The sequence below is a fragment of the Peterkaempfera griseoplana genome, from assembly GCF_001418575.1.
GTDB lineage: Bacteria > Actinomycetota > Actinomycetes > Streptomycetales > Streptomycetaceae > Peterkaempfera > Peterkaempfera griseoplana.
Genome location: NZ_LIQR01000758.1, coordinates 1 through 1,067, shown reverse-complemented (window position 1 = coordinate 1,067; position 1,067 = coordinate 1). Strand labels below are relative to the sequence as shown.

Annotated in this window: 2 protein-coding genes; both read left to right on the top strand. The window is 76.1% G+C overall.

Features of this window, described 5'->3' with window-relative positions:
* Window positions 1-679 (top strand): AAA family ATPase (locus tag AOK09_RS36465; protein WP_055591454.1); only part of this gene is annotated, 679 nt, incomplete at its 5' end.
* Window positions 680-795: 116 nt separating this feature from the next.
* Window positions 796-1,067: aminopeptidase P family N-terminal domain-containing protein (locus AOK09_RS36460; protein ID WP_175609393.1), on the top strand; the 272-nt coding region annotated here is incomplete at its 3' end.

The following is a 1,067-nucleotide window of genomic DNA, read 5'->3' as shown; positions in this document are numbered from 1 at the left end:
GTTCCAGCCGCCGCCCCCGCACGCCGCCGCGCCGCCGGGGGCCACCGGACACTTCCCCTTGCCGCCGGGGGCCCGCGCCCAGCTCCCCGGGCCGGCCGGGCGGCAGCATCCGCAGACGCCCCCCGGCCCGCTGGCGGTGCTGCTGATCGGCCCGGCGGGCGCGGGCAAGACCACGGTCGCCCGGCACTGGGCCGAGCTGCGCACCATCCCCACCGCGCACATCAGCCTGGACGACGTACGCGAGTGGGTACGGTCGGGCTTCGCCAACCCGCAGTCCGGCTGGAACGACAACTCCGAGGCGCAGTACCGGCTGGCCCGCCGCACCTGCGGCTTCGCCTGCCGCAACTACCTGGCCAACGGCATCTCCTGCATCATCGACGACGCGGTCTTCCCCGACCGCCCGGCCATCGGCCTGGGCGGCTGGAAGCGCCACATCGGCCCGGGGATGATCCCGGTGGTGCTGCTCCCGGGTCTGGAGTCGGTGCTGGCCCGCAACGCCCGGCGCAGCGGCACCCGCAGGCTCGCCGACGAGGAGGTGGCCCGTATCCACGGCAGGATGGCCGGCTGGTACAACTCGGGGCTGCCCATCATCGACAACAGCCGGCTGGACGTGTCCGCCACCGCCGCGGAGCTCGACCGGGTGATCGCGGCCCGGCTCGCCGGCCACCCGCCGCGGTAGCCCGCAGGACCCGCCGCGGCGACTCGCAACCCGGACGCCCACCCGGACGCGAACCCCGACCGGCAACCCGGCTCGCACAACAGGACGGTTCGGCCGAACGCACGTACGCTGCGAGCATGGCCGATGTGCACGCAGCCCGCCGTGAACGCCTCCGGGAGCGGTGCGGGGCCCTGGCCGCCGACGCCGCGCTGGTGACCCGCCCGGCGAACGTGCGGTACCTGACGGGTGTCGAACCGGACGGGGCAGCCCTGCTGCTCACCCGTGACCGGGCGGTGCTCGCCGTACCGGAGGACGCCCCGAGCGATCCCGACCAGCTGTTCCCGCCCGCCGACGAGATACAGCGGCTGGAGGTGCCGCCGGGCGCCGACCCGGCGGCGGCCGCGGCCGC